20 protein-coding genes are annotated in these 25966 nt (G+C 70.4%); 8 read left to right on the forward strand and 12 right to left on the reverse strand.

Annotation, left to right across the window (positions count from 1 at the left end; genetic code table 11):
* Positions 1-45 precede the first annotated feature (45 nt).
* Positions 46-2400 carry an AbfB domain-containing protein gene (locus ACLQ27_RS05985; protein ID WP_425865867.1) on the forward strand — a complete coding sequence of 785 codons (2355 nt, stop codon included), beginning with the start codon at positions 46-48 and terminating at the stop codon, positions 2398-2400.
* Between the two features lie 63 nt (positions 2401-2463).
* Here the strand turns inward: ACLQ27_RS05985 and ACLQ27_RS05990 are convergent, their stop codons facing one another.
* From ACLQ27_RS05990 to ACLQ27_RS06030, 9 genes are all read right to left on the reverse strand, one after another.
* On the reverse strand, positions 2464-2931 hold the full coding sequence (locus ACLQ27_RS05990) for a hypothetical protein (RefSeq protein ID WP_357492841.1): 468 nt from the start codon (positions 2929-2931) through the stop codon (positions 2464-2466).
* Positions 2922-9227, reverse strand: coding sequence for an RHS repeat-associated core domain-containing protein (locus ACLQ27_RS05995; RefSeq protein ID WP_425865868.1), 6306 nt, complete (start codon positions 9225-9227; stop codon positions 2922-2924). The genes ACLQ27_RS05990 and ACLQ27_RS05995 overlap by 10 nt, the downstream gene beginning before the upstream one ends.
* 288 nt (positions 9228-9515) lie before the next feature.
* Positions 9516-10634, reverse strand: a complete 1119-nt coding sequence (locus tag ACLQ27_RS06000; protein WP_425865869.1) for a Gfo/Idh/MocA family protein — start codon at positions 10632-10634, stop codon at positions 9516-9518.
* On the reverse strand, positions 10604-11314 hold the full coding sequence (locus ACLQ27_RS06005; RefSeq protein ID WP_425865870.1) for a ThuA domain-containing protein: 711 nt from the start codon (positions 11312-11314) through the stop codon (positions 10604-10606). The genes ACLQ27_RS06000 and ACLQ27_RS06005 overlap by 31 nt, the downstream gene beginning before the upstream one ends.
* Before the next feature lie 196 nt (positions 11315-11510).
* Positions 11511-12083: a hypothetical protein gene (locus ACLQ27_RS06010; protein WP_357492849.1), complete on the reverse strand. Its 573-nt coding sequence runs from the start codon at positions 12081-12083 to the stop codon at positions 11511-11513.
* Positions 12084-12175: 92 nt separating this feature from the next.
* Positions 12176-12535 carry a hypothetical protein gene (locus tag ACLQ27_RS06015; protein ID WP_357492851.1) on the reverse strand — a complete coding sequence of 120 codons (360 nt, stop codon included), beginning with the start codon at positions 12533-12535 and terminating at the stop codon, positions 12176-12178.
* Positions 12532-13095 (reverse strand): hypothetical protein, encoded by a 564-nt coding sequence (locus ACLQ27_RS06020; RefSeq protein ID WP_357492853.1) that lies wholly within the window; start codon positions 13093-13095, stop codon positions 12532-12534. The genes ACLQ27_RS06015 and ACLQ27_RS06020 overlap by 4 nt, the downstream gene beginning before the upstream one ends.
* Positions 13062-13604 carry a MauE/DoxX family redox-associated membrane protein gene (locus tag ACLQ27_RS06025; protein ID WP_357492855.1) on the reverse strand — a complete coding sequence of 181 codons (543 nt, stop codon included), beginning with the start codon at positions 13602-13604 and terminating at the stop codon, positions 13062-13064. Before ACLQ27_RS06025 ends, ACLQ27_RS06020 begins: the two co-directional genes overlap by 34 nt.
* 10 nt (positions 13605-13614) lie before the next feature.
* Complete coding sequence (locus ACLQ27_RS06030; RefSeq protein WP_357574214.1) at positions 13615-14049, reverse strand: hypothetical protein; 435 nt, start codon at positions 14047-14049, stop codon at positions 13615-13617.
* Positions 14050-14679: 630 nt separating this feature from the next.
* Here ACLQ27_RS06030 and ACLQ27_RS06035 point away from each other — a divergent pair.
* The 5 genes from ACLQ27_RS06035 to ACLQ27_RS06055 all read left to right on the forward strand — a co-directional run bounded on the left by ACLQ27_RS06035 (position 14680) and on the right by ACLQ27_RS06055 (position 21778).
* The gene (locus ACLQ27_RS06035; protein ID WP_425865871.1) at positions 14680-17943 is read left to right on the forward strand and encodes a BTAD domain-containing putative transcriptional regulator; all 3264 of its coding nucleotides are present in this window, start codon (positions 14680-14682) and stop codon (positions 17941-17943) included.
* Between the two features lie 301 nt (positions 17944-18244).
* Complete coding sequence (locus ACLQ27_RS06040) at positions 18245-18904, forward strand: response regulator transcription factor (RefSeq protein ID WP_425865872.1); 660 nt, start codon at positions 18245-18247, stop codon at positions 18902-18904.
* A gap of 95 nt (positions 18905-18999) precedes the next feature.
* A complete protein-coding gene (locus tag ACLQ27_RS06045; protein WP_425865873.1) occupies positions 19000-19620 on the forward strand; it encodes a TetR family transcriptional regulator in 621 nt (206 codons plus the stop codon).
* A gap of 124 nt (positions 19621-19744) precedes the next feature.
* A complete protein-coding gene (locus ACLQ27_RS06050) occupies positions 19745-21244 on the forward strand; it encodes an FAD-dependent monooxygenase (protein WP_357492863.1) in 1500 nt (499 codons plus the stop codon).
* Positions 21245-21379: 135 nt separating this feature from the next.
* Positions 21380-21778, forward strand: coding sequence for a hypothetical protein (locus ACLQ27_RS06055; RefSeq protein WP_425865874.1), 399 nt, complete (start codon positions 21380-21382; stop codon positions 21776-21778).
* 139 nt (positions 21779-21917) lie between these two features.
* Here ACLQ27_RS06055 and ACLQ27_RS06060 read toward each other — a convergent pair whose 3' ends face one another.
* Positions 21918-22064, reverse strand: a complete 147-nt coding sequence (locus tag ACLQ27_RS06060; protein WP_234581098.1) for a hypothetical protein — start codon at positions 22062-22064, stop codon at positions 21918-21920.
* A gap of 106 nt (positions 22065-22170) precedes the next feature.
* A complete protein-coding gene (locus ACLQ27_RS06065; RefSeq protein WP_234581096.1) occupies positions 22171-22554 on the reverse strand; it encodes a hypothetical protein in 384 nt (127 codons plus the stop codon).
* 168 nt (positions 22555-22722) lie between these two features.
* Here ACLQ27_RS06065 and nhaA point away from each other — a divergent pair, with 168 nt between their 5' ends.
* Both nhaA and ACLQ27_RS06075 read left to right on the forward strand, forming a co-directional pair.
* On the forward strand, positions 22723-24045 hold the full coding sequence (gene nhaA, locus ACLQ27_RS06070) for a Na+/H+ antiporter NhaA (protein ID WP_357492867.1): 1323 nt from the start codon (positions 22723-22725) through the stop codon (positions 24043-24045).
* Positions 24046-24115: 70 nt separating this feature from the next.
* Positions 24116-24562 carry a CBS domain-containing protein gene (locus ACLQ27_RS06075; protein WP_234581093.1) on the forward strand — a complete coding sequence of 149 codons (447 nt, stop codon included), beginning with the start codon at positions 24116-24118 and terminating at the stop codon, positions 24560-24562.
* 3 nt (positions 24563-24565) lie between these two features.
* Here ACLQ27_RS06075 and ACLQ27_RS06080 read toward each other — a convergent pair whose 3' ends face one another.
* On the reverse strand, positions 24566-25855 hold the full coding sequence (locus ACLQ27_RS06080) for an ArsB/NhaD family transporter (RefSeq protein ID WP_357492870.1): 1290 nt from the start codon (positions 25853-25855) through the stop codon (positions 24566-24568).
* Positions 25856-25966 lie beyond the last annotated feature (111 nt).

Genomic DNA, 25966 nt, shown 5'->3' on the forward strand with positions numbered 1-25966 from the left:
GGGCTCAGCTGCACGGCCCGCGGCGACCCGCCCCTCGGAGACGGCATGACACGTCAGGTCCCCGCCCGCCCCGCCCTGCCCCTACTGCTCATCCTCACCCTCGTCGTCGGCGTGTTCGCCGCACCGGCCCGACCGGTGCGGGCCGCCCCGGCCAAGACGCCGCCACTGACCACCCCGTGGACCAGCCAGGCGCTGGCCGGGACGCCCCTGCCGGAGTACCCGCGACCACAGATGACGCGACCGGACTGGCTCAACCTCAACGGGGAGTGGCAGCTGCGCCAGTCCGGCACCGACGACGCCCCGCAGTTCAACACCGATCTGCCCGAGCGGGTCAACGTGCCGTTCCCCGTCGAGAGCGCACTCTCCGGTGTCCAGCGGGCCGCCAACGACAACCGCAACTACCTGTTCTACCGACGCACCGTCACCGTCCCGCCCAACTGGTCGGGCCGGCGGACCCTGCTGCACTTCGGCGCGGTGGACTGGCAGAGCACGGTCTGGGTCAACGGCGTACGGGTCGGCGCGCACACCGGCGGCTACGACGCCTTCACCTTCGACGTGACCCCGCAACTCAACGGCGGCGCGAACGAGATCGTGGTGAAGGTGTGGGATCCCACCGACACCCGGCAGAACGGCAGCCTGCCCCCGATCGGCAAGCAGACCAAGCAGCCCGGCGGGATCTTCTACACGCCCAGCTCCGGTATCTGGCAGACGGTGTGGATGGAGCCGGTTCCGGCGGCGTCGATCAGCAGCGTGGACGTCTACCCGAACCTGAGCACCAACACCCTGCGGGTCCGGGTCTTCACCCGGGGCGACGTGAGCGGGCACAGCGTGCTCGCCGAGGCGCTCGACGGCGCCACCGTCGTCGGCTCCGCCACCGGCGGCTTCACCGACTTCAGCGTCCCGGTGCCCAACGCCCGCCGCTGGTCACCCGACGATCCGTTCCTCTACAACCTGCGGATCCGCCTGCGCAACGCCGGCGGCGCGACTGTTGACCAGACCCTCCACTACTTCGGAATGCGCGAGATCACCACCGGCATGGTCAACGGGGTGCTGCGACCGAAGCTCAACGGCCAGTTCGTCTTCCAGGTCGGCACCCTCGACCAGGGCTTCTGGCCGGACGGCCTGTACACCGCGCCGATGGACGCCGCGCTCGCCTTCGACCTGCAGAAGCACAAGGACCTGGGCTTCAACATGGTGCGCAAGCACATCAAGGTCGAACCGCAGCGCTGGTTCTATCACGCCGACCGGCTCGGCCTGCTGGTCTGGCAGGACATCCCGTCGCTGACCGCGCAGAACATCGACCCCACCGACGCCCAGCAGGCGCAGTTCGAGAGCGAGGCACGCGAGATCGTCGACGAGCACCGCAGCTCCCCCGCGGTCGTCGCCTACACGCCCTACAACGAGGGCTGGGGCGAGCGCACCCTGGCCGACACCCGCCGCGTGGCACAGAACATCAAGAATCAGGACCCCACCCGACTGGTCAACCCGCACAGCGGGCACAACTGCTGCCAGTCCCTCGGTGACCCCGGCAACGGCGACATCGACGACTGGCACGTGTACCTGGGCCCGGACTCCCCCTCGCCATCGAGTAGCCGGATCGCGGTGCTCGGCGAGTTCGGCGGCCTGGGCCTGCACACCCCGGGCCACGAGTACAGCCCGAACGGGCAGTTCTTCGCCTACGAGTGGCAGCCCACCTCCGCCGCGCTCACCGACCGGTACGTGGGACTGGTGGAGGGTGCGCAGAACCTGATGCTCGGCAAGGGACTCAGCGCCTCGATCTACACCGAGATCGCCGACCAGGAGGGGGAGTTGAACGGCTTCCTCACGTACGACCGGCGGGTGGTCAAGATGGACCAGGCTCGCGTCCGCGCGGCCAACACCGCACTCATCAACACCTCCCGGACGATCGGCAGCTCCGCACCCGTCGCGCTGCCGGTCAACACCCGGCGTTCCCTGCAGGTCACCACTCCCGGCTACACCAACCGGTACCTGCGGCACCAGAACGGCCTGGCGTACACGGAGGTGGTCGACGCGGGCAGCTCGGCGCTGCTCAAGAACGACGCGACGTACACCATCCGGCCCGGCCTGGCCGACGGCGCCTGCTACTCCTTCGAGTCGGTCAACTATCCCGGTCAGTACCTGCGGCACCAGGACTCCCGGGTCCGCAACTCGCCGAACGACGGGTCAGCGCTCCTGCGGGCCGACGCCACCTGGTGCGCCCGCGTGGGGCTCACCGGAAGCGGCGTGTCGCTGGAGTCGTACAACTTCCGGGGCAAGTACCTCCGGCACTACAACTCGGAGGTTTGGCTCAGTAACGGCGCGGGCGGTGACGCCTACAACAGGCCCACCCTCTGGGCGGCCGACAGCACCTGGACCATCGCCGCCCCCTGGGCCCCCTGACAGCGGCGGACCGTGCGCTGACCAACGGTGCGGGCCGGCGGCTTCCCGCCGGCCCGCACCGGGTCACTTGTCGGCCTGCGCGTCGCAGAGCACGTCGATCTGCACGACCCTCGACGTGCCCGCACGCACCGACTGCTGTTGGCTGCTGTTCAGGTCGTCATCGAGGTAGTCCACGGCCTTGGTCCGGTCCCGGATCTCGTACACCGTCACCCGACAGGTGCCGGTGTCCGAGTCGGTGCCCTGGCCGGTGGCCAGGTAGTCGTAGAACAGGTACGACAGGTCCGTGCCGCCGGGGCTCAGGGTGAGCCCCGGCGCGGTGACCGCGGGCACGCCCTCGCCGGCCGGCCCGAGGTAGGACCGACCTTCGCCGTTCGAGTACGCCGTCTTGACCAGCGTGAATCCCTCCACCCGCACGCGGTCGGCGTACCGCTGGGTCTCGTTGCCGTCGTCGCCGCAGCCCGCCGTGGTGACGGCCAGCAGCGTGGCCGTCACCGCGAGCAGAGCCCGGCGGGGCACCGACGTCAGGAACACGTGAACACTCCGGAGTAACAGACCAGCCGATCGGCCGTCTGATAGTAGCGACCGATGCTCGTGGCGTAGACCGTCGCCCGCGGGCCCAGATCACCACCCTGCCCCACAGCGTCGTTGTAGTTGCGCTCGCCGACGTTGTAGATCCCGGCACCCACCTGCTGCGGCGTCCACTTCTCCTTCATTCCGGCGGTGGCGGTCCGCTCCGCCATGGCGGTGGTGTCCTTCAGCCGGTACGCCGTCACCTTGATGGAGAGGTCGTTGTGCCAGATCAGCGAGGACCAGTCGAGGTCGCCCAGGGCCTCCGGGTGATTCGTCTTGGTCTGCTCGAACGCTTCCTGCTGGATGTTGCCCCAACCGATCGACGGAGGGTTCGCCTGCTCACCCTTCTTGAAGCCCGTCACGTTGCCGACGAACTCCTTCAACGGGCCGTAGATGCCCAACTTGTCGGCCACCACGCTGGCCGCCTGCACGTTCTGGTCGATCGACGCGTACTTCTCGGAGTTGCCGACCTCGGCCATCAGCACCGCGAGCAGCCACCGCGGGTCGATGTCCGCCTCCTGGGCCGACTCGACGGCCATCAGCAGCCACGCCGCCGGACCACTCGGGTTGCGCCACATCGTCGCCCCGACGACCTTGCGATACTGCTTCTCCCAGTCCTTCGTCTTGGTCAGTCGCGGTGGACGACGTCCACCCCAGCCGTTGAGCACGGGATCCCGAGCCAGCCGCTTGCGGTTCTCGACGTCATGCAGGATGTCCTGCTGGTACTCCTGCATCGAGACGCCCTCCGGGATGGTGCCCGTCGGGTCGGAGGCCGTCACCGGCGAGTTGTTCGCGTACGCGTAGGCGTGGAACTGCTGCGGGTCCTTGAGGTCCTGGACCGGGTCCACCGACACGAAGCGGCCGAGGCCGGGATCGTAGTCGCGGGCGCCGATGTGGGTCATGCCGGTCGGGTCCTTGTCGCCGCCGACGAAACCCTTCGAGTTGCGCCACTGTGGCTGGCTGCCACGGGGATCGCCGTAGGGGGTCTGCCGCCGGACGGAGACCTGCTGGCTGAGCACGTCGACGCTGACCTGCTGAGTGCCCTGGTGATCGGAGTAGAGCCAGGTCAGTCCGTTGGCGTCCCGGCTGGCCACGGTCCGGCCGCTGAAGGTGTAGTACCGGACGGCGGACGTCGTCGAGTTGCTGGCCCGCCGGATCTCCTGGCCCGGCAGGTAGAGGGTGGTGCCGGTGGCGTCCCGGCGGACGAGCCGGTTGCCGTCGACGTCGTACACGTTCGACTCGACGGACTGACCAGCAGTGCTCACGCTGACCAGCTTGCCCTCGCTGTTCCAGCTCAACGCCTGGGAGTTGGTGTAGGCCGCGTCGCAGGTGTTGGCGGTGGTACCCGTCGGGCGACAGGTCATGTTGCCGGTGCTGTCGTATCCGTACCGGGTCGTCACCGCGGCGCCGGCGTTGATGGCAGTACTCACCGAATCCAGTCCGTGCGGGCGGACCTGGTCCTTGCCGCTGGCGGGCACCCCGTAGGTGCGGACCGTGTCACCGCCCGCGGTGTGCACGGTCTCGGTACGACGGTTGCCGATGTCGTCGATCTTCCACTCGTGCCAGTACGGGGCCGGGCCGCCCAGGTTCGCCGTCGAAGGCGCCGTCGCGCAGGCGACCCCGGCCTTCGGCGACCACGCCGAGGTCAACCGGCGCAGCGAGTCGTAGCCGAAGCACTGGCTGTCCGCCGAACCCACCTGCGGCGCGTCCGCGACCGCGAGGATGTTCCCGGCGGCGTCGTAGCCGTAGCTGGTGTCCTGCACCGTTCCGGCTGCCGTCTCGGGCTGCACCTTGTACCGCTCGAGCCGGCGGGTGGTCAGGTCGTAGTACGCCGCGTCCTCGACGTACACCCCGCCGTTGATCTTCCGGGTGGTGACCGTCGGCTCGCCGTAGGCGGTGTACTGCTGGCCGATCACGTAGGCGCCCACGTTGATCAGGTTGGTGTCCAGTCCGCTGGGCAGACCTGTCGTGGCGTCGTACCGGGTGGTCACCGTCTCGGTGGTCAACCCGTTGGCGCCGGGCAGCGTCACCGAGGTCGGGTCACCCGTGTAGGGCGAGTAGCCGAAGCCGTAGTTGTACGTTCCGGCGATGCCGGTGCCTTCCACGCCCGGAACCACGTACTGCGCACCGGTGGGCTGGTAGCGGTCGTTGTATCCGTTCACCCGGTAGGTGTAGGCGTTCGCCGAACCCGCGGGCTCGTAGCGGATGCTCTGGCCCAGCTGGCCCCGCAATGTCTGACCGGTGTACAGCCGGTCGTACTTCCACTCGGCCCGCTTCGTGCCGGCCGAGATCAGGTCGTCGTACATGCCGATCTTGCGGCCGAGCTTGTCGTATTCGTAGACGAGCACCTCGCCACGGGCGTCGGTGCTCTTCACCAGGTCGCCGTAGTCGTTGTACTCGCTCAGGCTCGTGCCCTTGTCCGGATCGGTGGTGGCGGTCTTGCGCCCCCGGATGTCAACCGTGTACCGCCACTCGTTGCCCAGCGAATCGGTGACGGTACGCAGCTCTCCCTTGCGGTCGTAGGCGTAGCGCGTCGTCACCGTGCTGGACCCGAGCTGGCGAAGTTCGACGGTACGACCCAGGGCGTCCACCACGGTCGTGGTCGGTACGCCTCCTGAGGGCGGAGTGACGGTCGTGGCGTCACCGAGGTGCTCGGTGGTGGTGCGCCACTTCTCCACCAGGTTCGTCACCCCGTCGGTGCCGAAGAAGATCTGGTCGGTGGCCCGGGAGGCGCCGTCGAACACGGTCTTCGTCAGCGCGGGAACAGACCACTCCGGCTCCCACCAGAGCGCGCCCGACGGCGTGCCCGGTTCGGCGTGGGCCGAGTAGGTGGTGACCGCCCGGCCGGCCTTGTCGTACAGGGTGTCGGTCACGACCCGACCACCGCCCACGGCCGCCGTCTGGACCTGTCGGGCCCGTAGCAGCGCGTCGAAGATCTGGTAGGACGTGGTGTACCCGCCGCCCGCGTGCAACGTCCGGCTGGTGGTGTAGGGGTAGGCGTTCCGCGCCGCGGCGAAGGTGTAGTCGTATCGCGCCGAAGGGCTGTTCGGGTGGTCGGCCTTCGCCCAGCCGATCTTCCAGACCTGTGCGGTACGGCCGAGGGCGTCGTACTCGATGTCGGTGACCCGCCCGTTGGGATCGGTGGTACGCACCGGCGAACCCCGGTACGGCTCCGACTCGATGGTGCTGACCCAGCCGCTGCCGCCGTTGGGGTCCGCGGTGGTCGTGGTCAGCTTCCGCAGCGGTCCACCGGAAGCCGGTAGGTACGCCTTTGTGGTGACGTTGCCCCGATCGTCGGTGCTTCGGGTCAGCCGTCCGAAGGCGTCATGGGCGGACTCGCTGCTGACCCGCCAGACCGTGCCGCTGGCGCTCGACCAGTCCTTCAGGCTCTCCACCTTGGTCACCAGCCCCTTGGTCGGGGCGGTGCCGACACTCGTCGCGCCGTCGTAGTAGCTCCGCTCGTCCGAGATGACGTCGTCGGGCCCGGCCGGCGCCACCCCGCAGGCCAGCGCCGTGACTGTGGTCTGCTTGACGGTCTCGACGAGATTCGCGGCGGTGTTGCGGTTGTAGCTGTACGTGGTGCACTTCTCGTCGCCGGTCTTCGCCGTGTCCCCGTCCTCCTGGGTCCAGGTCGTTGTGCCGTAGGTGTCGTCGAAGCGGGACTCCGACCGGGTGGTGCGCCATCCCTTGGCCCCGTCCACCCCGAGCGCGGTGGCCGAGTAGGTGGTCATCGTCCGGGTGAACCGGGCGGTGACCGTGTCCCCGTTGATCGTGCGGGAGGCCAGTGCGGGTGACATCCAGGGCACGTTGACGGTCTTGCTGACCGGCTTGGTGCTGACGCCGTTGTAGGTCACCTGCTCGCGGACCAGGCCGGCGAACTGGTCCTCGTCGTACACCGTCTCGCTGCCCAGCGACGCGCCGACCGGGACGGTCCGCGAGCCGCCCGAGATGGTCGCGCGGTCTCCGTGCATGCCGCGCAGGTACGTGGTGCGGGTCAGCGTCTGGTTCGGCGCGTCGCCGGTTCGGGTCTCGACAGTCGCGTATCCCCGGAACTGGCTCCACGTCTTGCGCTTCGGCTTGACCAGGCCGTCGTCGTCGGCGTAGTGCCAGGCCGGCGTGCCCACGTAGGTGTAGAAGGTGTTCTTCACCGGCTGCCCGTGGTCGGTGCCGTTCACCATCACCATCAGGTCGGACTCGGAAATCTGGGTGACCACGTACTTGTGCCACCACTCGGTGATGTCCGGGCCGTCCGGGTCGTACGGGTCGGCGCCGATGACGGGATAGCACCGCTTCGTGTTGTCGTAGGTCGTCGCGGGGAGGTTGCCCGACGAGCAGTCCGGAAGGCTGTAGGTGACCTGGATCTTGGCACCGGTCTCGGTGACGATGTTGCCGATGCGCATCCGGTTGTTGGTGGTGTTGTTCGACGTCAGCACGCGGTTGCGCAGAGCCACCGGCTCGAACGTCACGGGCGGCATGCTGACCGCCGTGCCGGCCAGGCCGGTGTGCGCGATCGCGCTCAGCCACATGCCGGCGTGGTCGCTGCCGTCACCGACTGCCGGATAGGTGTGCGTGAGGGTCCAGGAGTCCACGCCCTGCCAGGCCGGGGTGGTCTTGGTGGTGTCCCAGACCTGGGTGGTGATCTTCGACAGTCGCTTCGTCGACCAGTAGGTGGGTGAGTAGTTCTCCTTGCAGTTCGCCGCGGCAGCGGTGCACTCCTGGTCCCACGGCACGTCCTTCCAATGCGCCGCGTCGTGCGTGCCGCAGTCGGCGTCGCAGCGGTCGGCAGTGGTGAAGAGCACCTGGGCGGTCGGCGTCACGGACCGGTCGGCGGAGCCCCGGTCCCACGTGCCGTAGTCGATGCGCGTGAGCGTGCCGGCCCGAATGTAGGACGCCTTGTCGGTGTTGGTGGCGTTGCGCCCGTAGTAGTTGGTCTCGGTGCCGTACCAGTAGGACATCGTGTTGCCACGGGGGTCGACCACGTAGTCGAGGTTCCACCGCCAGGCCTGGTTGCAGAACGAGCCGGTGAAGGAGCTGCTGTGGCACGGCTCGCCGCTCTGGTTCCCGGCCACCGGCACGGTCCACGTCGAGTTGGTCTTGGCCGACTGGCCGGGCAGGCCGTGCAGGCCGAAGAAGTACTGGACACCGTCGGGCGTGGTGACCTTCCAGTACTCCCCGTTGTCGTCACCGTTGCTGCCGCCGGTGACCTTCTCGATCTTCGAACCGTCCTCGCTGCGGGTACGCCAGCCCTTGCCGGCCTCGTACACCAGCTCGGAGCCGCGCCCGTTCAACGACAGGGTGGCGTTGTCCGACCGCCAGCACTGGTCACCGGTCTTCTTGCTGCTGTTGCTGTTGGTCATGTCTTCGCCACAGCCGACGTACTTGCGCTCGATGTAGCCGCCCCACAGGTCGAACCCCTCACCGACCCAGGTCGGCTGGTTGTTGTCGACGCCGGACTTGCCATCCATCGCTGCCGACGAGTAGCTGAGGGAGAACGTCGGCACCGGGCCGGCGATCGCCGGGGGCATCTTCATCGGATACGACCAGTTGAAGTCACCCGTCGCGCCGCCCGCGGACCAGGTGGCTGACGGTGTGAGCGAGGTGGCGGTGTAGTCACCCTCAGACCCGGCGGCACCAGCCGCGAGCGCGACGAGAGTGGAGCCGGCGGAACGGGCGCCGGGCGCCGCCACCGGCACGGGCACCTCCGCGCTCACCTGGCCGTCCTTGTTGACCGACGGCATCGGCGTGGCGACGCAGCCGGGCGCCGGCCGGTCCTGCAGGGCGCATTCGGGCACCTGCCACAGACGCAGCCGGGACGACCAGCTGCCGCCGATGGCGTTGCGGAATTCGCGGTAGTCCACCGAGACCGCTGCGGCGCCGGAACCGGCTGCCGCGTCGCCCTCGGTCTTCGCGGCGGTGCCACTGACGCGCATCAGCAGGCCGTCACGCCACTGCTGCGGCACTGCGGAACGGTCGAGCAGCTCGACCGCCACCGCGCCGGTCCGCTCTCCGCGCGGCCCGCCGGCCCGGCGCACCGTGACGGGCAGGGCGCCGGCGCGCACGGCGGGGGCGGCGCTCTGCCGCTGGCCCACGCCTGCTTCGGGCAGCGTGACTGTTGCCCGGCCGGGTTTCGGCCACACCGGAGCGGCGAGCTGGGCGTTGCGCGCCGCCTTTGCCGGCCACGCCCGCCCGGTGGCGGGCCCGCCGTCGGAATCCAACGCCTCCTGCTGGGCCGACAGGTGCGGTTTCGGTTTGGCCACCGCATCAGGCGGGGCCACCAGGACCGAGACGACCAGGGCACCGCTCAGCAGTGCCGCCGCGGCACGGTGCGAACCTGAACGTGATGTGGGCAGCATTGATCTATCCGGCGCCATCGCATCCCCCGTGATGAAGCTGAACCAGTTGGCGAACTGTAAGGTCTTGGGAACCGTCTGTCCATCCTGGTCACACAGGGTGATTCGGCCGAGGGCCGGCCGCCGGATCGCCAGCCGTGGCGGTCGTCCGCGCCTGCCGCGCGCGGGGATGTCAGCCGGACCGTACGGCGCACGTCAGCGTCCGTACGCGTGGCTTTCCCTCCAGTCGTGCACCGGAGTGAGCGGAACCGGCGTCGGCCGCTGCACCACAGTCGTCAGCTCGATCCGCCGGCCCTCGGCCGCCGAGGCGAGCAGCGAGGTCATCGTTTCGAGGACGTGCAGAGCGACGTCGCCGCCGGCGCGGGGCGACCGTTGACCGTCGGCGCTGACCAGATCGATCAGCCCGATGCCGCGGGAGCCCTCGACGTAACCGGCCCGCGGTTCGAGAACGCGCCACCCGGTGCCGCCCAGCGGAAAGACGCGAACGTCCCCGTCGAAGGTGTTCGGATCGGGTACGGCGAGCGTGCCGGTCTCTCCGTGCACCTCGATCGGCGCGGCAGTCGTCGCGACGCCGTCGAAGCTCGTGGTGATGGTGGAGAGCGCTCCGTTGGCATGCTCAAGCACACCTGTCACGTGAGTGTCCACCTGCGCCGGAATGCGCTGGCCGTTTCGGGGACCCGAGCCGATGACACGCTCGGCGCGCAGGCGGCTGGCCGCTCCGACGACCGCGCGAACCGGCCCGAGCAGGTGGATCAGCGCCGAGATGTAGTACGGCCCCATGTCCAGCAACGGCCCCCCGCCCGGGGCGTAGTAGAAGTCGGGGTGGGGATGCCAGCGCTCGTGCCCCGGTGTGACCATCACAGCCGTCGCCGACAGCGGGCGTCCGATGAGCCCCCCGTCGATCGCCGCCCGCGCCGTCTGCGTACCGGTGCCCAGGACGGTGTCCGGCGCGCACCCGACGTGGACGCCCGCCGAGGAGGCACGTTCGATGATCGAGCGACCGTCCGGGATCGTCACGGCCAGAGGCTTCTCGACGTACACGTTCCTGCCCGCCTCGATCGCGCCGAGTGAGATCTCGGCGTGCGCCGCGGGGATCGTGAGGTTGAGAACCGTCTGCACGTCCGGGCGAGCGAGCAGACGCTCGACGCCCATCGACTCGGCGCCGGGAATCGCGGCCGCCGCCGCGGCCGACCGGGAGGCGTCGAGGTCGGCCAGCGCGACGATGTTCACCGCCGGGTGGTTCGCGAGGGTGTCGAGGTACGCGCGGGAGATGACCCCGAGACCTACGATTCCGACGCGGTGCGGCTCGCCCACACCATCCCCCTCTCGATGACGGTACGAACGTCCGCGTGCTCCAGCACGTCGAGGCTGTGCCCCGGTGTCGTCACGACGACGCGCCCGGCACCCCAGCGCCGGGTCCAGATCGCCGGCGAGGTGACCGGCCGGTGCCATGGATGCCACGCCCGCGTGGGGTGGGTGGTGACGGCCAGGACGTCGATCAGGTCGTCGTGCAGCACCCAGTACTGCTCGGTGACCAGGTCGAAGTCCTCGATTCCCGCGGTGATCGGATGCTCCCGGCCGAGGTCGGTGATGCGCACGGTGTGCGGCAGGAAGTTGTCCTCCGGGCCGCCGTGACGCTCGCACGGCTCCTTACCGGGGTGGGTCGCGAACTGGCCGCCCACCAGATGCAGGTACTCCGACGACGCGCGGAACGCGTCCACGATCCCGCCGTGCCAGCCAGTGAAGCCCGTACCGGCGATGACCGCCGCGCTCAGGCCCGCCACCTCGTCCGCGGTGATCTGCGACATCGTCATGCACTGCACGACCAGGTCGGTGGCGGCCATCTCGGCGGCATCGGCGTAGATCTCCGTCGACTCCTCGACCCGTACGGCATAGCCGCTCCGTTCAAGGAAGGGGATGAACAACTCCGTCGCCTTGACCGGCTGGTGCCCCTCCCAGCCGCCCCGAACCACGAGTGCTCTCGGCTGCGCCACCCGCGCTCCCTTCCACGCTCCGTCGCCACCGGGCCGGTCGTTGCCGCCCCGACGGCGTGCCATCGGTGTCGGTGCTTGTCGAGCACAGAAACCGTACCCGTGGTCGCGGGCAAAAGCCGGAGTCGCGGAGCGGTCGCGGGGTGTGGACGGGGTCGCGCCGGTTCGGCCGGGGCCCATGTCGGGCCCCGACCGAACCTCAGATCGCGGACGTCACGATCACCACCATGGCCGGTAGCAACGCCGTGGCGACCGCCGCGGACTGCACCAGCCGCCGTGGCCCGGGACGCCCCAGGTCACTCACGCTTCCACGACCGGCGAGAATCGCCACGACCAGTGGACCGGTGAACGCGCCGCCGAACACCAGCCCGCTCCACTGCGGAGCGACGTTGAGCAACGCCGCCACCAGCACCACCCAGGTCGTCGCCGACACCCGGAACGTGCTCCACATGAGCCCGGTGTCCAGACCCCAGATCATCGGCGGAACCCACCACGGGATGTTCTCCCGATGGCCCAGCTCCTTGGACGTCTGTCGACGAAGCCCGGGGGCGTACGAGTCCGTCCGAATCGCGTGTACGTCGAAGCACGCCGCCACCAGTGCCGCCACGAGGCACAGCCCCGCTGTGAGCTGGGCGTCGAGCCGCCCGGCGAACAGTGTGCCGACCTGGTACAGCGACGCGGTGACGAAGCCCGCCATGGCGATGTGCGCGACGGACAGCACGGCGACGAAGCGCAGACCGCTTCGGACGAGACGGGACGAGTCCCCTTGCACGAAGGGGCGGATGACTCCGATGAAGGACTGGCCTCAAGGGCTGAAGAGCTGGGCGAAGCCCGCCACCGCGGCGAGCGCGATCGTCCACAGAACTACCATACGTACCAGATCGAGCAGGCGAAGGGACCGGACCAGCACGAGGTCTTGCTCTTGCTGCACTCACCGCAGCCGTACGTGCGGCCGCCGCTGGTGCAGGTCCAGAATGTGCGGTAATAGCCTGACGGGCAGGTGTAGCGATCGGGTTCGACCGCGTAGTGGCACCGGGTGCAGCTGGCCAGCGAGCAGCAGGGCGACCCCAGGCAGTCGGCCACCGCCGGGGAGGCCTTCAGCACGGTGGCCAGGCCGGCGACGACCGCGGAGGCCGCGCCCATGAGCGCGAATCGGCGGCTGGGGCGGCGGTCGGTGAGCACCGCCGTCTCGGTCGGTGTCACACACTCCATCTGATCGGTCATAGCCGTACGGTTCCTTCCTTGGCGACGGGCAGGCGGGACGGGACGGTGCGGGGGTTCAACAGCGGTTGCAGCTGCCGGAATGAGGGCAGTGTCTGGGCCAGGAAGGCCTCACCCGAGCGGTAGAGGACCACCGACGGGACGGTGTCGATGCCGATCGCCCGTGCGACGTTCTCGTCGACATCGATGGTCGCCCGGTCGATCGGCATGTTCAGTCCTTCGAGCCAGGCGCGGCCCTCCTGCTCGGAATGCGCCTGCTGCAGGACGATCCACACCAGTTCCAGGTCTTTGCGGCGCAGGCCCTCCGCGATCGACCGGCAGGTCGTGCAGGACACGGACAGGAAGAGCAGCGCGAGATGCGGCTGCGCATCGAGCCGTGCCGGGAGCCCGACCAGGGAGGGCCTGATCGAGTCGTCCATCGGGATCGGGATCGGCGACGGGTTGTCTTCGAGCTTGAGGGACGTACGGATCAGTTCGAGGGTTTGATATTGGTCGATCAGCGCCAACACGCAGATCCCCATCAGCACGCTCAATGCGGCGACGACGACCCAGAGGAAGCCCATTGACTCTCCAACACTTTGAGGTAGCTCCAGCTCCGCAGGGCCAGAGGCAACAGCTGACGGACGACGGTCGCCAGGCACAGCACCAGCGCCGTCACCGCGACGGCGTCCGGACCGACGAGCAGATCCGATGAGTCGCGGTGCGCCGTCCAGGCGACGGCGAGCCAGATCGGGAGCAGCGCGAGCTGCGTCCAACCGAGCTTCGCCTCGGACCTGCCGCCGAAGCAGGCACAGCGCACCGAGGCGCCCCGTGCCAGCGCGATCGACGCCGCGCCTGCGAACGACGCGCCGAGCGCGACCACCAGGCCCGCGGTCACCCAGGAGCGCGGTGCGGTCAGCAGGAGGACCGCGGTGACCAGCTCCACGCCGCTGACCAGCAGGGCCAGGACGCGCGGACGCGGCATCCTGAGCGCGACGAGCGTGCGACGGAAGGCGATGGGCGCGGCGAGCTTCTGACCCGCCGTGTAGAGCAGGACAGCCGCCGCGACGATCCGCACCGTTGCGTCGATCATCGGCACCAGCTCAGGCCGGGACGACCGCGAGGACCTGGGCGTCGGCCAGTTCTGTGTCCAGGACACAGACCCGCACACGCCGTGCGGTCCGCTTGTCGAGCAACGGCGAGGCGGCCAGCCGCTGGCCCGCGACCGCATAGCCGCTGCCGTCGCGCTTCGGCACTCCGGTCACCCAGTGCACCACCGGCACGGCGGCCACTGCGAGGTCGGGCCACAGGTCGGTCACGGTGACCAGGTCGCCCGGTCGTGGGGTGATCCCGTCCGGGAAGCCGGCGAACGGGACACGCTCCGCGGCCCGGATCGCGGTGCGGTTCGCCACCTTCGGCGTACCCACCACGGCGCCGCCGGCCGCCACCGCTGACACGCGGGCCAGCTCACCGCGCGAGCCGGCCTGTGCCGCATCCGTCCCCGGGTCGGCCGATGCCGACTCGCCCGTGACGGCCACGACAGCGACTGTCGATCCCACCACGGCACCAACGCGGAGGATCTGCCGCCGCGATAGTCCCTTTTCCTGGTTCATGCGTACTCCTCGGGTCTGGTCGATGAGGACGATCTACCGGTGTCGGCGCCCGAATCGAGCGCGAACCCGCGGGTCCGGAGCGACGCCGCGGCGGGACTGGGGGCTACTCGGTCGACCACCCCGCAGGGGTCGCCTCGACCGTGCTGCTGATCGACCCCCGGCGCTCCCCCAGTGCGCTCCGGATGGTCCTGACACGGCGGTGCTCTTCGAGGTGGTGACGACGGCGTCCGGAGGATCGGCAGCGTCGATGCGTCTCCGGACATCGATGCTGCTCAGATCCACGTGCATCACCGTTTCAAGAGACCAATTCAGGGGTCCAGGCTTCGGCGGTGTTCTTGAACAGATCTTGACCGAAGCTGCCGCGACCCGTGGCGGCGCACCGCGCCGGTCCGTCTGTTGTGGACACAAGGTCCCGGAGAGCGTTGAGACGCCTCGGCGAGAGCGTGACCCACGACACGGATGGCTGATTCAAAACCGGGCGTCGATGGGCCGTTGAGGGCGCGTCGATGGTGAGATCATTTCCGGCAACGTGGATTCCTACGGATCGGACCGGGCGTGGACCAAGTGGAGGACGGCCTGCAGATCCGGCTGCTGGGTCCGGTCGGCGTGTGGCACGGCAGCCGACTCCTGGGCCCGTCGGCCGCGCAGCAACGCACCGTGCTGGCCATGCTGGCGTTGGAGTGCGGAAACATCGTTCCCATCAACCGCCTGGTGACGGCACTGTGGGGCACGGCACCGCCCGCATCGGCTCGGAACGCGGTGCAGGGCTGCGTCTCCCGACTACGGGCCCTGCTCAACTCGGTCGACCAGCCGTCCCGCACGGCCCAGCTCGTGGGGGTGGGGACCGGCTATCGGCTGACCGTCGACCGGTCCGCGGTGGATCTGCACGACTTTCGGGATCTCCTGCGGTCCGCCCGCACGTGCGAGCCGCAGCGGGCTCGTGAGCTGGTCGACCGCGCTCTGCGCCGATGGCGGGGGCCGGCGTTGGCGGACGTCGCCGGCCCGTGGCTGGACGAACTCGTCGCCCCGCAGCTGAACGAGGAACGGTTCGCGGCGGTCGAGCTGCGAGCCGACCTCGACCTCCGACTGGGCCGGTACGGTGACATCGTCGACGATCTGTCCGACCTCATCGCTGACAATCCGGCCCGGGAGCGTCTGGCGCTGGCAGTGCTCATCGCACTGCACCGGTGCGGCCGTCGGGTCGACGCGCTGACCCTGTTCCGTCGGGTCCGCGAGAACCTGGTCGAGAGGCTCGGCATCGAGCCGGGCGAGGAGCTCCAGCGGGCCTATCGCGCAATGCTCGCCGGCACCGAGCCCGCCGCGGAACCCGCGGTCCAACTGGTGCGGGAACCGACGGGCGTTGTGCCGCGGCAACTGCCGGCGGCCACACCCGGCTTCGTCGGCCGCCAACGCGAACTGGCCGTCCTCGACGAGGTGCGCAAGGAGCGGACGGCACCGGTCGCCGTCGTCTGCGGCCCAGCGGGGGCCGGGAAGACCAGCCTGGCGGTGCGGTGGGCGCACGACGTCCACCACCACTTCCCGGACGGACATCTGTTCGTGGACATGCGCGGGTTCCACCCTCGTCCACGCCGGACCCCCGGTGAGGCGCTGCCGCTGCTGCTGGACGCGCTGGGCGTCACCGCCGACCGGATACCGGCCGAGCCGGACGCGCAGGTCGCGCTGTACCGTTCGACGCTCGCCGGTCGGCGCGTCCTGCTGGTACTGGACAACGTTGCCGACGCCGACCAGGTGCGGCCACTCATTCCGGGCTGCCCGGACTGCCTGGTGGTGGTGACCAGCCGGGACAGGCTCAGCGGCCTGGTCGCCCGGGACGGTGCCGCTCGGCTCACTCTCGACGTCCTACCTGCCGCTGACGCGGTGGAACTGCTCGTCGGCACCGCGGGGGCCGAGCGGATCAACGCCGACCCGGCCGCTGCTCGGGAGTTGGCCGAGATCTGCGGGCACCTACCGCTGGCCCTGCGCATCGCCGGCGCCCGCCTGGCCGACCGGGCGCACGTGAGCGTGCGCAGGCACCTCGACGAGCTGATCGCGCGGGGCCGGGTCGCGCAGCTGCGGGTCGAGGGTGACGACAGCACCGCCGTCCGGGCCGCGTTCGAGCTGTCGTACCAGGCGCTCCCGCCCCCGGCGGGCCGGGTGTTCCGGCTGCTCGGGCTGGTGCCGGCACCGGCCGGCCTCGCTGTGCCCGCAGCCGCGGCGTTGACCGGCCTGCCCTGCGACGACCTCGAACCGCTCATCGACACCCTCGCCCGACTGCACCTGATCCGAATCACCCGGGCAACCCGGATCGTCAGCCACGACCTGCTGCTCGAGTACGGAGCACAGCTCGCCGCCGAACATGGCGACGCGGCCGACAATGCCGCAGCCGTGCACCGGCTGCTGCACTTCTACCTACATGCTGTCGCCCGGGCCAGTGCCGCGCTGAACGGCCCGTCGCGGCTACGGCTGCCGCCGGATCCACCGCCGACCGGCGTACGGATCCCTGAGCTCGACGATCAGGCACACGCCCGCGAATGGCTCGTTGCGGAAACGGCGAACCTGGTGGCGGCGCTGGAACACGCGGCCGCCGACGGCCGAGACCGGATGGCGTGGCAACTCGCCCACGTCCTGTACGACTTCCTCCGCATGCGGACGCCGCTGAGCCAGTGGCGGTCGATCGCCCGGACCGGACTCAAAGCGGCCCGCCGCGACGGCGACCTGCGCGGCGAGGCGGTGATGCGACAAAGCCTGGGACTGCTGAACTGGCGTACCGGCGATCTGCGCGCCGCCCGCGCCGAGTACGAGGCGGTCGCGGCGCTCGCCGCCCGAGCCGATTGGCAGGTCGGGGCCTCGGCGGCACACTGCAGCATCGGCATCGCACTGGCCCAGCTGGGCCGGCCCCGGGCCGCGATCAGCCGGTTCGAGCAGGCCCTGGTCATCGATCGGGAGATCGGCGACCGCCGAGCCGAGGCCGGCACGCTGGCAAACCTGGCGGCCGCCTGCGAGGAGGTGGGCGAACTGGCCGCGGCCGCGCGGCACGGCGAACTGGCGATGAGGTTGCTGCGTGCCACCGGCCAACATCTGGGCGCCGCAGTGGCCAGCGAGAACCTCGCGCTGGTGGCCCGCGAGCTCGGCCGGCTCGACGAGGCACGGACGGCAGCGGAGGAGGCGGTGCGCGTCGGCCGGTCGATCGGCGCCCGGCACGAGGAGGCCGCTTCGCTCACCACGCTCGGCCGCGTGCACGGTGACGCGGGACGCTACGCGGAGGCCGAGGAGGTGCTCCACCTCGGCCTCGACATCGTCCAGGGACTGCCGGACGGCCGGCTGGAGGTGGTCACCCAGGCCGCGCTCGCCGAGGTACTGCTGCGGCAGAACCGACTGGCGGAGGCGAGCAGCCGGCTCGATCTGGTGCGTGACCTGGCGGATCGGACCGGCAACGAGCGCGCCCGGGTCGAGGCGCTGATGCTGCTCTCCGATCTCAGCGCGGCCGCCAAGGAGTTCGACAGCGCCCACGAGCACGCCACAGGTGCGATAGCGGCGGCCCGCGCCGGCGGGTACCGGCTGGTGGCCGGTCAGGCGCGCAGTCGCCTCGCCGCCGCGAGACTGGGCCTCGGCGATCCCGAGGGGTGCCTCGTCGAGGGCCGCCAGGCGCTGCGCGTCCAACGCCGGGCCGGGCAACGTCTCGCGTACGCCCGCACGTTGATGACCGTCGGCAGCGCCTACGCGGCGCTGGGCCGTCCGTCGGCGGCTCAGACCCGGTGGCGGGCGGCACACGAGCTGTTCCGGAAGATCGGCGCCGCCGAGGCGGCACCGCTCGGCTAGCCGGGCCGCCGATCAAGACTCTCTCAAGTTCGATCGCGACGCCTCGACTGCGAGTCCGGCACCGAACAGTATTCCGTGCGGAGCAACCATGGCTCGCGCCCTCGACGTCCGCCCGTCCGATCGCCACCTCAGCGAGAAATCAGCGCCGGCTCAGCGCTGTCGGCTGTTATTCGCAGCGGAACGACCCCCCGTCGTTCGGGACTGACGAGATGCATCGACGACGTCGCCGGCCGCCCTGGCCGCCGGCGATCCGCTCTCGCCCCCGCGGCGGGTGGGCACCGCGACGACGACAGGCGGGGCGATGCGGATCTTGCTCGTGGAGGACGACCGGTGGATCTTCGCGGTCATGGGTTCGACGCTGCGTCGGCAGGGTTATCAGGTGGAACAGGCGTCGAACGGTGCTGCGGCGCTCGTGGCAGCCCCCTGCGACCTCGTAGTACTGGATCTCGGTCTGCCGGACGGCGACGGTTTCGCCGTGTGCCGGGCCCTGCGGGAACGCAGCGCCGAGCTGGGCATCATCGTGGTCACCGAACGGGGCGAGGAGCGCGGCGGCATCGTCGGCCTGCGGATGGGCGCCGACGACTACGTCGTCAAGCCGTTCGCGATGGACGAGCTTCAGGCGCGCATCGAGGCGTTGCTGCGGCGGACGGCGCGGCAGGGTCCGCAACCCTCCGACGTCATCGACGTCGGAGGGTTGCGGATCGACCTCTCGGCCCGAACGGTCCACGTGGACGCCCGGCCGGTGTCGTTGACCCGCAAGGAATTCGACATCCTGGCCTCGCTCGCCCGCCGGCCGGGCCTCGCGCTCACACGCGAGCGCATCATGCTGGACGTGTGGCAGACCACCTGGTCGGGCCGGCACACCCTGGCGGTCCACGTGGCGGCGCTGCGCGCCAAACTGGGTCGGCCCGAGTTGATTCAGACGGTACGAGGGCTCGGCTACCGCCTCCCCGTCGAGTGAGGCCGCCCAGATCACGCGAACCGGACACCCAACGATCACCAGTTTTGCGTGACACGCATATTTGCGGGGTACGCAACTAGTGTTAGGGTGGTGACATGACGGGGCTGCGGGAGCGCAAGAAAGCCGAGACGCGGGCGGCGCTCGGCTGGGCCGCGATCCACCTCACCGCGGAGCGCGGCTACGACAACGTCCGCGTCGAGGACATCGCCGAGGCGGCCGGCGTCTCCCCGCGCACCTTCAACAACTACTTCTCCAGCAAGGCCGAGGCGATCGCCTCGCGTCACCTCGACCGCAGCCTGCGCACCGCCGCCGCGCTGCGCGAGCGCCCCGCCGACGAGCCGCTCTGGGCGGCGCTCACCCAGGCCTCGCTGGAGCAGTTCACCCGCGGCCCCGAGGTCGACGCCATGCCGTCTCCCGCGCACGCCCAGTGGGTGGCCGGCGTCCGCACCATGCTCGCCGAGCCCGCCCTACAGGGCGAGCGACTGCGCGCCGTCGCGACCGCCGAGGCCGAATTGGCCGCCGCGGTCGCCGAGCGCACCGGCACCGACCTCGCCACCGACATGTATCCGCGGCTCGTCGCGGCCGCCGCCAGCGCCGCCGTCGCCGTCGCCATGCAGCACTACCTCGACAGCCCCGACCCGCCCACCCCGATCGAGCACCTCATCACCGACGCCTTCACCCAGGTCGCCGCCGGCCTCCCCGCGCCGCCCCGCTGAACCCCGACCCTCGCTCGGGGCACCGCCGCACCCACACGTCTCCAGCAGCGTCCCACCCCACGGTGAGCCGGCCGCGTGCCGCGCCCGTCGGGGCGATGACGCACGCCCCGAAGGGATCACTGTCATGATCGACGTCCTCATCGTCGGAGCCGGCCCCAACGGCCTCATGCTCGCCTGCGAGCTGGCCCTGGCCGGCGTCCATCCCGTCGTCCTGGAACGCCACGTCACACCCACCGGCGAGCCCCGCGCCAACGGCGTCGTCGGCCAGGTCGTCCGCCTGCTCGACCGGCGCGGCCTCTACACGCGGCTCAGTGGCGAGAGCACCCCGCCGTCGCCCCAACCAGCCTTCGTCTTCGGTGCGTTCCCGCTGGACCTCACGATGCTCGCGGAGAACCCGCACTACGTGCTCGGCGTGCCGCAAGCCCAGCTGGAGGCCACCCTCGCCGCCCGGGCAACCGAGCTCGGAGTCGACCTGCGCCGCGGCCACGAGGTGGTCGACCTTCGCCAACGCCCCGACGCGGTAGAGGTCTGCCTTGCCGACGGTACGCAGCTCACCGCCCGCTTCGTCGTCGGTGCCGACGGCGGCCGCAGCGTGGTGCGCCGCCTCGCCGGCATCGACTTCCCCGGCGTCACGAACGACCGGTCGGTCTCGCGCACCGCCACGGTGACCGTCCCCTCGTCGTCCCTCGATCCCGAGACCGGCGGCCTGTGCGTCCCCGGTCACGGCGTCGTCGCGCCGTTCCAGCACACCCGCACCGGGCGTGGCCTGATCGCGTGGGCCCCGTTCCCCGGCCGCCCGGCGATCCTGAGCACGACGGAGTGGCCCGACGTCCCGACGAGCGACGAGACCCCGATGAGCCTGGCGGAGCTACGCGCCAGCGTCGCCCGGGTGCTCGGCGCCGACGTTCCGCTCGGCGAACCGGACGGACCCGGCCTGCTGCGGCGGCTGGCCGGCCAGAACACCCGCATCGCCGCCCGCTACCGCGCCGACCGGGTGCTGCTGGTGGGCGACGCCGCACACGTGCACCCGGCGATCGGCGGCCCCGGGCTCAACCTGGGCCTGCAGGATGCCGTCAACCTGGGTTGGAAGCTCGCCGCCACCGTGCGCGGCTGGGCGCCGCAGGGCCTGCTCGACACGTACGAGACCGAGCGCCGCCCCGTCGCCGAACGGGTGGTCATGTCCACCCAGGCGCAGTCCGCGCTCATCGGCCCCGGAGACGAGATCACCGGCCTGCGGGAACTCTTCGCCGAACTGCTGCGCAAGCCGGAGGTGACCGGGCACATCGCGGCGCTGATGTCCGGCGCGGACATCCACTACCCCGCCGACCCCGCCGATCCGTTGGCCGGCCGGTGCGCCCCCGATGTGGTCGTGCACGGCGACCACGGCGCGGTACGCCTCGCCGAGCTGACCCGCACCGCCCGGCCGTTGCTCCTGGATTCCACGGGTGTCTACGCCGAGGTGGCCGCGCCCTGGCGCGACCGGGTCGACGTCGTCACCGGCGCGTTGCGGGGCACGACCGCGACCGCCCTGCTCGTACGCCCCGACTGCTTCGTCGCCTGGTCCGCCGGGGATGCGGACACGCTGCGCGCCTCGCTCACCCACCACTTCGGCCTGCCCGGGTGACCGGAGAACACAGTCCTTCGGCAGGCTGGGCTCCCGCTCTCGTGCGGCACGCCCGACGGGCCGTATCGTGGCACGCAGAGACGACGATCCGCGGTCTTCGATGAGACACCACCTGCGGCGGTCGAGGAGAACATGATGATCGGTGCGGCGACCATCGGTGCGATCGCGGCGGTCCTGCTCGTCGGTGTGGTGGTCGTCGTCCGCAGACCGGACGACGCTCGACGGGTCCTGCGCTGGTCGGCCCTGGCCATCACCGTGCTGGTCGCCGCAGTGCTGACCCCCTTCACCGTCGACGACTCCGGGGGCGCGGCCGGCTATCTGCTCGGGGTGTCTGTCGTCGCCGCGTCGCTGCCGGTCCTGGCACAGTGGATCGGCCGGCCGAGCCTGGTCGTCGACCTGACGGCCGCGCTGATCATCGTCGGGTGGGGGCTGCTGCTCGGGCTGGGCGTCGGCGGCGCGTTCCTGCCGGCCGCGGCGCTGCTCATCGCCTGCGCCGCGAGCGCCGGGGCATCCCGAGCGTCCACCACCGCCTGACCGCACGCGTCCCAGGGACGCCGTTGGCGTCGGTCGCGTCCATCGCCGAGTCCATGGCCAACCCGGCGACGTGGAGTGGCCGGGTGCCGGCAACGCTGTCGGGCGCTGGTTGCCGGCCACCGACCACACCGACGACGGATCAGCCGGTGATCACCGGCCAGGCGTAGGCGAGCAGGGCGCAGGCGGCGCCCAGCAGCGCGAACGAGACACCCCGAGTGGGCAGCGGCAGTGCGGCGAGCACGATCAGGATGACCGCGATGATGTAGAGGAATGCCTGGGCCGACATGTGACTCTCCTGGAATCGATGAGTTGGGGGGACCGACGGTGACCGCCGGGGTGACACCCCGCCCGTGCGCGAACGCCGCACGGGCGGGCCGGGCGTGCGGGCGTGATCAGCCGTCCGGCGTGAAGAGCCCCTGAATGCCGACGACGATCGCGATGAGACCGAAGATCGCGAGCAACAGGCGGACGCCTGTCGCGCCGTCCGACCGCTCCTCGCGGGACGCCGGCCGGCCGGTCAGCCGGCCCCACAACAAGGCGAGCCCCACACCGATCCCCACCACCTCGAAGTGGAACACCCGAGGGCCGGACACCAGGTGGACGATGAGGTAGTAGCCGCCGGTCACGAGCGCCACGAGGCCGACCACCCACGCGATCGGGGCCGCCCGACCAGCGAGGCGACCCAGGTCGTCACCGACGCGTGGCAACAGCCGCAGCACAGGGACGGCGAGCAGGAAACCGCCAACGATGTTGGCGAGGTCGAGCAGCAGAGCCATGATCACGAGGGTCTCCGTCGATCGGATGATCAGCCGGTGGGAGCGTACCCACGGACCCGGTCGGTTGAAACGAGATCGAGCGGCCGACGGCTGCCGGCGGTCGACGGGCCGGTGGCCGAAAGGCCCCGGTAGGATGGGTCCCGGTGCGCCGGGAAGTCTGGTCGGCAAATGGTTCCGACCCGTCTCTCGAAAGTTGGCCCGCCTGTGCCGTCGAACCCCCAGTCACCCCCTCGTGTCCTCGGCCGTGGTTCCTGGGCTGAGGCCCGGCGCATCGCCGACGTGCTGCGCAAGGAGACGATTGGCGGCGCGCTGCTGCTGATCGGTGCCGTCGTGGCGCTGATCTGGGCGAACTCACCCTGGGCGCACCGCTATGAGGCGATGACGGCGTTCACCGTCGGGCCGCACACGCTGCACCTCGACCTGTCGCTGGCGATGTGGGCTGCCGACGGGCTGCTGGCGATCTTCTTCTTCGTCGCCGGTCTCGAACTCAAGCGCGAGTTCGTCGCCGGCGACCTGCGTGATCCCCGCCGGGCCGCGGTCCCGGTCGCCGCCGCGGTCGGCGGCGTACTCGTGCCGGCCCTGCTGTACGCGGCGGTGAACTGGGGCGGCGCGGTGAAGGGGTGGGCGGTTCCGACCGCCACCGACATCGCGTTCGCCCTCGCCGTGCTGGCGGTGATCGGCAGGCATCTGCCGAGCGCGCTGCGCACCTTCCTGCTGACCCTGGCGGTGGTGGACGACCTGCTGGCGATCGTCATCATCGCGGTCTTCTACACCGCCCACCTGTCTCTGCTGCCGCTGCTGGCCGCAGTGGTGCCGCTGGGCCTGTTCGCTCTGCTGGTGCAGCGTCGGGTGCGCTCCTGGTGGCTGCTCCTGCCGCTGGCGTTCGCCACCTGGGCGCTGGTGCACGCCTCCGGCGTGCACGCCACCGTCGCCGGGGTGCTGCTCGCCTTCGCCGTGCCGGTGCTGCGCTCCACGGGGGCCGGCCCCGGGCCCGGCCTGGCCGAGCACTTCGAGCACCGGTTCCGGCCGATCTCCGCAGGCGTCGCGGTACCGGTGTTCGCGCTGATGTCCGCCGGGGTGGCCGTCGGCGGGCTCGACGGCCTGACGCAGGCATTCATGGACCCGATCGCCGTGGGCATCATGCTCGGCCTGGTCGTCGGCAAGCCGATCGGCATCCTGCTGGCAACCTGGCTCGTCGCCCGGTTCACCCGGGCCCGACTGGACTCGGGGCTGGCCTGGATCGACGTGGCCGGCTTGGCCGTGCTGGCCGGCATCGGGTTCACCGTCTCGCTGCTGATCGGCGAACTCGCCTTCGGCATCGGCACCGACGCCAACGGCCGGGTCAAGATCGCCGTGCTGGCGGGCTCCGTGATCGCCGCCGCGCTCGCCACGATCATCCTGCGGGCCCGCAATCGCGTGTACCGGCAGATCTACGAGGCCGAGCAGGTCGACAGTGACCGTGACGACGTTCCCGACGTCTACCAGCAATAGGCCCGCCGCCCCACGGGCTGCCAGGGCGCATCAGCGCGGGCGACGCGGCGTCCGGGCGTATCGTCGGTGCATGCGCGCGAGCGATGTGGCCATCCCGATGGAGACCGTCACCGAGGACATGCCGGCCCGCGAGGCCGCGCGGATCCTGGCGGCGCAGGACCTGCCCGGTCTGATCGTGGTGGACACCAAGGGCCGTCCGTCGACGGTGCTGGCCGGCACGCAGGTGCTGCGAATGGCACTGCCGTCCTACTGCCAGGACGATCCGACGTTGGCCCGGGTGATCGACGAGGCCGCTGCCGACGTGATCCTGGAGGGAATCGGCGACCGCACCGTCGCGGACCTGCTGCCCCGCAACCGCCCGGACCTGCCGGCCGTCGGCGCCGACGCCACCCTGCTCGAGGTCGCCTCGGTGATGGCCCGATCGAATGTGCCGCTGGTCGCGGTCGTCGACCGCGACCGGGTGATGACCGGCGCGATCACCCTGGACGGGCTGCTCGACCGGATGCTCGGCACCTGAGCGTCAGAAGAATCGCAGCCACAGGTACGGCACCGCGATCGCCACCGAGATCACTGTGACGATCAGACCGTACTTCGTGAATCCCCAGAACGTGATCTTGTGCCCGGCGCGTTCGGCGAGGCCGAGCACCACCACGTTCGCCGACGCGCCGACGGCAGTGGCGTTGCCGCCGAAGTCAGCCCCGATGGCGAGCGCCCACCACAGCACCTGAGCCTTGTCGAGCCCACCTTCGGCGTTCACCAGCTCGCTCACGATCGGGCTCAACGTCGCCACGTACGGGATGTTGTCCACGATCGCCGACAGCCCCGCCGACGCCCACAGCATCAACATGGTGGCCGGCCACAGTTTGCCCCCGACGGCCTCGGTCGCCGACCGGGCGATGCTGTCGATCACCCCGGTGGCGACCAGGGCTCCGACCATGATGAACAGGCCGGCGAAGAACACCAGCGTCGGCCACTCGACGTCCTTGACCACGTCTTCCGTGTCCAGCCGCGACAGCGCCAGCAACAGCAGGCCACCGAGTATGGCCACCACCGACGGCTCCAGGTGCAGCACCGTGTGCAGGCTGAACGCGAGCAGCACCGTGCCGAGCACCACCAGGCTGATCACCACGAGGCGGCGGTCGCGAATCGCGTCCGCCTCCCGCAGCGCCATCACCCGGGCCGCGCGCTCGGCGTCGTAGCGGAACGCCGTGCGGAACATGATCCGGCACAGGCCGATGAACACGACGAGCACGATCAGCACCAGCGGGGCCATGACGTTCAGGAAGTCGGTGAAACTCAGCCCCGACCGGCTGGCGATGATGATGTTCGGCGGGTCGCCGACCAGGGTGGCGGCACCGCCGATGTTGGACGCCATGACCTCGGCGATCAGAAACGGGATCGGCGGCACGCCGAGCCGCTCGCAGACCAGCAGGGTCACCGGGGCCACCAGCAGCACTGTGGTGACGTTGTCCAGCGCCGCCGACACCACGGCGGTCACCACGACCAGGATCACCATGATCGGGAACGGACGGCCCCGGGCCTTCTTCGCGCTCCAGATCGCCAGGTACTCGAACAGGCCGGTGCGTTTCAGCACGCCGACGATCAGCATCATCCCCAGCAGCAGGAAGATGACGTTCCAGTCGATGCCCGCCTCTTCGGAGAAGAACGCGTGCTCGGCATCGGTCGCCCCGATCGCCAACATGATCGATGCGCCGCCCAGGGCCACCGTCACCCGGTTGATCTTCTCGGTGGCGATCAGGACGTACGCGGCGACGAACACGGCCACCGCGATCCAGGCCAGGATGCTCATTCGGCGCTTCTCCGGTTCTGGTCAGCCGTCATCGCAACGCCGACCAGGCTTCCCGGCACACCTGAGATCAACCTATCAGCCTGGGCGATCAGCATCGGGCGTGGTGACAGG

This window comes from Micromonospora sp. DT63 (assembly GCF_049841615.1).
Lineage (GTDB): Bacteria > Actinomycetota > Actinomycetes > Mycobacteriales > Micromonosporaceae > Micromonospora.